This is a genomic window from Nonomuraea deserti (genome assembly GCF_004348685.1).
GTDB lineage: Bacteria > Actinomycetota > Actinomycetes > Streptosporangiales > Streptosporangiaceae > Nonomuraea > Nonomuraea deserti.
This window is the reverse complement of the sequence record NZ_SMKO01000303.1, coordinates 1-7,816: the sequence shown is the minus strand read 5'-3', so window position 1 is coordinate 7,816 and position 7,816 is coordinate 1. Positions and strand designations below refer to the sequence as shown.

General features: G+C 68.3%; 6 protein-coding genes and 1 rRNA gene. 4 read left to right on the top strand and 3 right to left on the bottom strand.

Annotation, left to right across the window (positions count from 1 at the left end; genetic code table 11):
* Positions 1-138: 138 nt before the first annotated feature.
* On the top strand, positions 139-1,689 hold the full coding sequence (locus E1292_RS54685; RefSeq protein WP_246090962.1) for a DUF1015 domain-containing protein: 1,551 nt from the start codon (positions 139-141) through the stop codon (positions 1,687-1,689).
* A gap of 623 nt (positions 1,690-2,312) precedes the next feature.
* On the opposite strand, the gene E1292_RS48340 is transcribed toward E1292_RS54685, so the two are convergent.
* Positions 2,313-2,732, bottom strand: coding sequence for a single-stranded DNA-binding protein (locus tag E1292_RS48340; RefSeq protein ID WP_132606538.1), 420 nt, complete (start codon positions 2,730-2,732; stop codon positions 2,313-2,315).
* Between the two features lie 112 nt (positions 2,733-2,844).
* On the opposite strand from E1292_RS48340, the gene E1292_RS48335 reads away from it, so the two are divergent.
* Positions 2,845-3,771: an MBL fold metallo-hydrolase gene (locus E1292_RS48335; RefSeq protein ID WP_132606537.1), complete on the top strand. Its 927-nt coding sequence runs from the start codon at positions 2,845-2,847 to the stop codon at positions 3,769-3,771.
* Positions 3,772-3,942: 171 nt separating this feature from the next.
* Here E1292_RS48335 and E1292_RS48330 read toward each other — a convergent pair whose 3' ends face one another.
* Positions 3,943-5,208: a hypothetical protein gene (locus E1292_RS48330; protein WP_246090960.1), complete on the bottom strand. Its 1,266-nt coding sequence runs from the start codon at positions 5,206-5,208 to the stop codon at positions 3,943-3,945.
* On the opposite strand from E1292_RS48330, the gene E1292_RS52040 reads away from it, so the two are divergent.
* Positions 5,155-6,468 carry a hypothetical protein gene (locus E1292_RS52040; protein ID WP_165975148.1) on the top strand — a complete coding sequence of 438 codons (1,314 nt, stop codon included), beginning with the start codon at positions 5,155-5,157 and terminating at the stop codon, positions 6,466-6,468. The two genes, E1292_RS48330 and E1292_RS52040, sit on opposite strands and share 54 nt — an antisense overlap.
* Positions 6,469-6,774: 306 nt before the next feature.
* Complete coding sequence (locus E1292_RS48325) at positions 6,775-7,521, top strand: SAM-dependent methyltransferase (RefSeq protein WP_132606536.1); 747 nt, start codon at positions 6,775-6,777, stop codon at positions 7,519-7,521.
* 116 nt (positions 7,522-7,637) lie between these two features.
* On the opposite strand, the gene rrf is transcribed toward E1292_RS48325, so the two are convergent.
* Positions 7,638-7,754 (bottom strand): 5S ribosomal RNA (gene rrf / locus E1292_RS48320).
* Positions 7,755-7,816 lie beyond the last annotated feature (62 nt).

The window sequence follows — 7,816 nt, the reverse complement described above, 5'->3', positions numbered from 1 at the left end:
CACCCCGGCAGAGGACCCGACACCTCCCACCCCGGCACAGGACCTGAGGGCTCCCACCCCGCCACAGCGATCCCCCGCCTCGACACAGATCGCGGGAGTTCCCACGCTGGCACGGCGCCCGAGAAGCAACCCGACGCCATGTCTTCCCCGCAGACCCAGGGTCCGGTCGGAAGGCAACCCGACGCCGTGACTCCGCCACCGGCCCAGGCGCCGCTCGAATCGCGGTACGCCGAGGCGAGGGACACGCTGAAGGCGTGGCTGGACTCGGGCGTGCTGGTGGCCGACGACGTACCGGCGCTCTATGTCTACGAGCAGAGCGGGGCAGGCGTGCTGCAGCGCGGCCTCATCGGCGACGTGGGTCTGACCGACCCCGAGCAGCGCATCATCCTCCCGCACGAGGACGTCATGCCGGGCCCCGTCGCCGACCGGCTCGCTCTGATGAGCACCACTCAAGCCAACCTCGAGCCCATCTTCCTCCTCTACGACGGCGCGAACGGCACCGCCAGCCGCCTGGTCGACGCGGTGGCCTCGGATCGGCAGCCCCAGGTGTCGGCCCGCACGGAGGACGGCCTCACGCACCGCCTTTGGGCCATCACGGACCCGGAAGAGATCACCGCGATCAACGCCGACCTCCATGACCGGCAGGCCCTGATCGCCGACGGACACCACAGGTATGCGACGTACCGTGTCCTCCAGCGCCAGGAGCACGAAATCCACCTCCGGGCCGACGCCGCCAGTGCGGAGCCCGCCAACGGTGACCAGCCCACGCCGCCACCGGCCGAGCCGACGGCGGAACCGACCGGGCCGACAGCCCGTCCAGCCCGTCCAGCGCCGCCAGCCGACCAGGCGCCGGAACCGACCCACCCGGCAGCCCGACCGACCCACCCAGAGCCGCCACCGACCGGCCCGACGCCGAAACTGATCGGACCGGCGGCCGAACCGGCCCGTCCGGCGCCGATCGATCCGGCGTCGCCACAGGTCGATCCGGCGTCGTCACAGGTCGATCCGGCGTCGTCACAGGTCGATAGCGCCGGGGCTGGGCAGCACGAACCCTCTCAACAGGTCGATGGTGCCGAGACCGACAAGGACGGCCCTGCGGCGGGCGCGGGCCGTTCGACGGCCGGGCCATGGGATTTCGGGCTCGCCCTGCTCGTCGACACCTCCGCGTACCCACCCGACTTGAAAGCCATCCACCGCGTGATCCCCGGGCTTCCTCTGGACGAGGCGGCCGCCAGGGCGAAGGGGTCGTGGCGCGTTCACGACTTTGACGATCTGGCACAAGGGCTGGCGGCGCTCGAGGAGGCTGCGGAGCCGGCGTTCCTGCTCGCCGGGGAGAGCGGTGCGCACCTGCTCACCGATCCCGACCCGGTGCAGCTCGCCCACGCGATGCCGCCAGAGCGCTCTGACCGCTGGAACTCCCTCAACACTTCCGTCCTTTCCGAGTTCGTCATGCCCAAGGTGTGGGGGATGCGTGACGACGAACGAACCGTGCGCATCGTGCACCACGACGCGTGGGCCGCGATGCGGCTGGCTGCTCGCTCTGGTGGCACCGCCGTGATTCTCAAACCGCTCAAGGCCGAGGAGGTGCTAGCCGTCGCCGCCGGCGGCGAACGAGTGCCCCGCAAGAGCACCTCCTTCGGCCCGAAACCCAGGACCGGTCTGATCCTCCGAACGTTCGCGATCGACTGACGGGCTTCCCGCCGCCTCGATGCCTGGCCCGGTGCGGTGAGGGCACTGCTTCGAGGCGGCCGGACACCGCCGCCCGACCACGTCCTCCGTAGCCGCAACCACGAGCACTCGCCCCTCAGACCCGTACGACTGCGGGAGGTCCGACCCGCGCAACGTTTCGCTGTTCACCCCGACTTGTACGATCGCCCGTCCGCGACCGTCCGCAACCGTCCGAGGCCGTGCGCGGCTCCGTCGACCAAGCGAACTTTGCCGCCAACACGAGCGGCGGCACAACCGTACGGACCGCGGGCTTGGGCATGCGCGCAGCCCAACGGAGCTCACGGGTCGTGCGCGCTGCCTGCCGTACGGATCCTGCGCGATTGTGCATGCGTGCGGTCCTACGAACCTCACGGGGTTTGTACGGACGCGCACCCCTACGAACCCCACGGGAGTTGTTCGGACGCGCACCCCTACGAACCCCACGGGAGTTGTTCGGACGCGCACCCCTACGAACCCCACGAGGGTTGTGCGGATGCGCAACCCTACGAACGCCACGAGGTTATACGGACGCGCATTCCTACGGGCCCGGGCCCCGCGCGGTTCGGCATGCGCGAGGTCGTGCGGTTCCGGGCGAGCGGCCGAGGTCAGCTGGCTCGCGCCAGATAGGCCACCTGTCTGGGGATCAGGGCGGTGACACTCCCCTCGGAGTCGGCGGGCGGATCGGTGGCCGGGTCGGCTGGTTCGGTGAGCTCGGCCTCGAACGGTTTGGCGGAGCTCACCTCCACCTCATACCTCCAGATCTTGGCCGCCGACGGGCCGAAGACCCGGCAGCGGAATGCCCCTGTCACCTCGATGTAGTCGCGAGGTTTGAGGGTGCGGACTATGGCGGCGACCTCCGGGTTGAAGGTGACACACGGAATGCTGTCCGTCAGGGCGGCTCCGCGCCTGTGCCGTCGGCGGCGCACGATGACGCGCCACTTCGTCACGGTGTCGCCGCTCGGCAGCGCGTGCTCCTCGGCCGCCGCTGACAGCCTCCCCACCAGCAAGACCTCGTTGCGGTCCACTTGTCATCCTCCCTGTCGGTGCTCTGGTGGAGATCACTCTCTACGATGAGGAGAAAGCCGGACCGGCTGGAATGCCGTTCTGGGGATAACGGCTGAACGTGCGGGAGTGCCTGTGGACAACATCACCGCTCTGGGCGGCGACGTCTATGAGATCGACACCAAGATGGCGGGCTACTCGGGCATCACCGCTGGTTACCTGATTCTGGGCGATCGACCGTGCCTGGTGGAGACGGGCACCTCGACGTCCGCTCCCGTGGTGCGTGACGCGCTCGCGTCACTCGGCGTCGGACCGGAGGACCTGGCCACCGTCGTGGTGACCCACATTCACCTGGACCACGCCGGAGGCGTGGGGGACATCGCCAGATTCTTCCCCTCCGCCCAGGTCGTCGTCCACGAGAAGGGAGCCCGGCACCTTGCCGATCCGGCACGGTTGATGGCGAGTGCGCGCATGGTCTGGGGTGACCGTCTCGACACGCTTTTCGGCCAAATGTCCCCGACCGAGTCCGAGCGCATCGTCGCCCTCGGCGACACCGGCGCCATCGACCTGGGCAACGGTCGCACGCTGAGCAGCCACTACTCGCCCGGACACGCCAAACACCACGTGGGGCTGGTCGACTCCGCCACCGGCGACCTGTACGTCGGCGACGCCGCAGGCGTCTACTTGCCCGAAACGGGCGACCTGCGCCCCGCGACCCCTCCGCCGGACTTCGACCTGCAGACGGCGCTCGACTCGATCGCGCTGTTCGGGGCGCTTGGGCCGCAACGCCTGCTGTTCAGCCACTACGGGCCCGTCGACGCCGTTCAGGAGACTCTTGAACGGTCCGCGGAGGAGCTCCGCGTCTGGGTTGATCTCACCCGGCAGGCACATTCCGAGGGCATGGACCTGGACCACGCCGTCGCCATGGTCAGAGATCGCACAAAAGAGCGCTACACCGCGCTCAAGGCCGACGACCCGACGGCCGAACACTTCGAACTGCTGAGCGGAGCACCTTCGAACGTGGCGGGAATTCTCCACTGGCTCGACCGCGTCTCACCGTGACGGGTGATCGTTTCGCGTGACGCACAACGGATAGCAGCCCTCGGGACGCGACATCTCGCCGCCCCGACCGGGTAGCAACCAGGGACACGACACGGCGCCGCTCCGAACGGGTAGCAGCCAGGGACACGACACCCCGCCGCCACGATCAAGTTAGCGGCGGGGTGTCCGGTGTCAGTCGTCCGTCTTGGGCCGGTCTGAGGTGGGCTCGTCAAGCACGTCGCCGAAGTCAGGCTCGATGAACGCCGGTGTGATAGCCGGGGTGTCGCCATGCTCATCCTTGGCCGCGGGAGCATCAGGCCGGTCAGCCGCGCGGTCCTGCGGCTTCTCGCCCTGCTCCGGCGCCTCGCCCTGGACTGTCGACTCCGCGTCCCGAACGTCAGAATCCGCGTCCCGAACGTCTTGGTCCTCGTCCTGAGCCGGCGCGTCCGCTACATCGGCGCCCCGGTCCTCGACGTCCCGAACGCCGACGTCCCGAACCTCGGGCTCCGCAACACCAGCCTCCCGGTCCTCGACGCCCCGAACGCCAGTGTCCCGAACCTGGCGATCCGCAACCTCGGCCTCCCGGTCCTCGACGTTCCGAACGTCTGCATCCTGAACCTCGACGCCTTGAACGCCTGCCGAAGCTCGCTTCGGCCCTGGCGCATCCTCGGCGGCCGCGCCCTTCTCATCAGGTACGTCCGCCTGCTCCGAATCCGCCACGTCGACGGCACTGACCTGCTCCGTCTCCGTCCCCAGGAGGCCCTCCGCAGCGAGGTCGTCGGACTCGGTCTCAAAGTCGTCGGGGGCTTCTTCGTCGAAGTCCTCCTCGAGATCCTCGATGACGGACCCGGTCAGCTCCGCGTACCGTTCCGCCGCCTCCGTCTCCCCGTCCTCGTCGAACGCCATCGCCTTCCCGAACCAGTCGGTGGCGGCCTCCTGATGACCGGCATCGGCCAGCGCGTCCGCGTAGGCGAACGCCAGCCGGGCCGACCACGGCTTCGGCTGCGGATCGCGCAGCTCGGGCAGGCGCTGCAGGGTGATCACGGCGGCGTCGTGCTGGCCCAGGTCGCGCCGGGCCCCGGATTCGACGATGGTCAGCTCGATACGCCCGGCCCTGTCGAGACGTTCGGCTTCCGGCGAGCGTACGAGGTCGATGGCCCTTTCCGGACGGCCGAGGCCGCGCTCGCAGTCGGCCATGACCGCGAGGTACACATCCGAGCCCGTCATCCGCCTGGCCGCCCGCAGATCGCTCAGCGCCTCCGAGAAATGGCCCGCGCGATAGGCGACGATGCCTGCGGCCTCGCGTACGACACCGATGCGCGCCGCGAACCTGCGCGCGACCTTCGTGTGCTCATGCGCCCGGTCGGGGTCGTCGTCCTCGAGCGCGCGTTCGGCGGCCACCAGGTGCCGGCCGACCAGGTCGGCGAGGTCACCGGGCAGCGAACGGAGCTCTTCCAAGACTTCCTTGTCGAGCTCGTCCGCAGTGATGTCGGGCGCGACCTCGGGCAGCCGCTCGCGCTGCGGTGCCTCGGCCTCGCGGTCGGATCTGCCGTATCTGGCCCGGGATCCGGTGCGCTCCTCGCGGTCGTCCCGGGAGAACGGCCGGCCATCGCGAGGGCCGCTGTCGCCGCGAGCGCCGTAACCACCCTCACGCCGCTCACCAAAGTCACCGCCGCGACGGGGTCCACGATCGTCCCGATCCCGGTACGGCCGACGGCCGTCATCCTCACGACGGGGACCGCGGTCGTATCCGCCCTCACGCCGAGGACCGTAACCGCCCTCACGACGCTGACCCCGCTCATCCCGATCCCGGAACGAACGACGGCCATCATCCTCACGACGGGGGCCACGGTCGTATCCACCTTCACGACGCGGACCACGATCACTGTCACGACGAGGACCGTAACCGCCCTCACGCCGCTCACCATATCCACCCTCACGACGGGGACCACGGTCGAACCCACCCTCACGCCGAGGACCACGCTCATCCCGATCCCGGAACGAACGACGATCGTCACCCTCACGACGGGGGCCACGATCGTATCCGCCCTCACGCCGAGGACCACGCTCGTCCCGATCCCGGAACGAACGACGATCGTCACCCTCACGACGGGGGCCACGGTCGTATCCACCTTCACGACGCGGACCACGATCACTGTCACGACGAGGACCGTAACCGCCCTCACGCCGCTCACCATAGCCACCCTCACGACGGGGACCACGGTCGAACCCACCCTCACGCCGAGGACCACGCTCGTCCCGATCCCGGAACGAACGACGGCCATCATCCTCACGACGGGGGCCGCGGTCGTATCCGCCCTCACGACGCGGACCACGATCACTGTCACGACGAGGACCGTAACCGCCCTCACGCCGCTCACCATAGCCACCCTCACGACGGGGACCACGGTCGAACCCACCCTCACGCCGAGGACCACGCTCGTCCCGATCCCGGAACGAACGACGGCCATCATCCTCACGACGGGGGCCGCGGTCGTATCCGCCCTCACGACGGGGGCCACGATCGTATCCGCCCTCACGCCGAGGACCACGCTCATCCCGATCCCGGAACGAACGACGATCGTCACCCTCACGACGCGGACCGCGCGACTCGCGGGGACCCTCGTCCCGCCGCGGTCCTCTGTCTCCCCGGTTGTCCGAGCGCGACCTGTCGTCGGAACGGAACGGACGGTCGCCGCCGGAATCGCGCCCGCGTGAGCCGTGGCCGCCGCTTCGGCCGCTCCCGCCGGAGTGCCGGTCCTCGTTGTCCCCGCGGCCGCGCTGTCCGCCGTCCGATCCGTTATCTCTGTTCACTTCTGGTCCATTTCGTTGGCTCACCCGACGGACTCACAACAACGGTCTGCCGGGGCTGGTCGCCGCCCGCCCTCAGGCCTGACGCGACGAAGGCCACCTGTGGGGTGGCCCGGTCCTCCCAGGGTAGCAAGCCCTGACGCGTCCATGAGCCTGTCGGCATCCCATTTAATGATTGGACCGGAAATCGACCGGTCAGGAAGACTGGCCAGCATGTCACTTCGCTTCCATGAAATAGCCGAGTCCAACCACCGCACGCTCAATCCCCTGACCGATGAAAAACTGGATCTCCTGGGTCGGATCTGCAGCATCGCCCCCGGTTCCCGCCAACTCGACCTCGCCTGTGGAAAAGGTGAGCTGCTTTCTCGGTGGGCGGCCGATTATGGAGTTCAGGGCGTCGGCGTGGACATCAGCAAGGTTTTTCTGGAAGCCGCAAGAGCCCGCGCCGACGAACTCGGCGTCGCCGATCAGGTCAATCTGGTGGAAGCCGACGCAGCCACATACGAAGACTCTCCCGACTCGTTTGACATCGTGTCCTGTATCGGTGCGACCTGGATCGGCGATGGCCTGCAGGGCACGCTGTCATTGATGCGCCGGCATCTTCGACCGAACGGCATTGCCCTGGTCGGGGAGTGTTATTGGATAACGCCGCCGCCGCAGGAGGCATACGAGGTGCTCGGCATAGCGGATGGCGCGTTCACGTCGCTGGCCGGCACTGCGGCCCGATTCGAGGATTCGGGTTTCGAACTCCTGGAAATGGTGCTCGCCGACCAGGACGGCTGGGACAGGTATGTGGCCAGCCAATGGTGGACGATCAGCGACTGGCTACGCGAGAATCCCGACGATTCCGACGCTCCCGCCATGCGCGACTTCCTTGCCAACGCGCGCCGCTCACATCTCGAGTACGGGCGCCAGTATCTGGGCTGGGGTGTTTTCGTGGCCCGCCCACAGCTGCCCTGAGCCCACAAACAGAAAGGGCCCCACGCGCCTGGCGTCGGGGCCTTTCCTCTGAAGATTGCCCGAACGCAAAGGAGGGGGTTTCGACGCGCTCGGCGTCGAAACCCCCTCCAAAAATTGTCCGGCGGTGACCTACTCTCCCACACCCTCCCGAGTGCAGTACCATCGGCGCAGAGAAGCTTAACTTCCGGGTTCGGAATGTAACCGGGTGTTTCCTTCCCGCCATAACCGCCGTAACCCCATGAAACACCAAACGACACCGTTTGCTGCCTCAGAATTGCCTAGTGGACGCGAGCAA

Excerpts from the sequence above, each read along its gene's own strand:
- E1292_RS54685 (WP_246090962.1), top strand. The coding sequence starts at position 139 with ATGTCTTCCCCGCAGACCCAGGGTCCGGTCGGAAGGCAACCCGACGCC.
- E1292_RS48325 (WP_132606536.1), top strand. The coding sequence starts at position 6,775 with ATGTCACTTCGCTTCCATGAAATAGCCGAGTCCAACCACCGCACGCTC.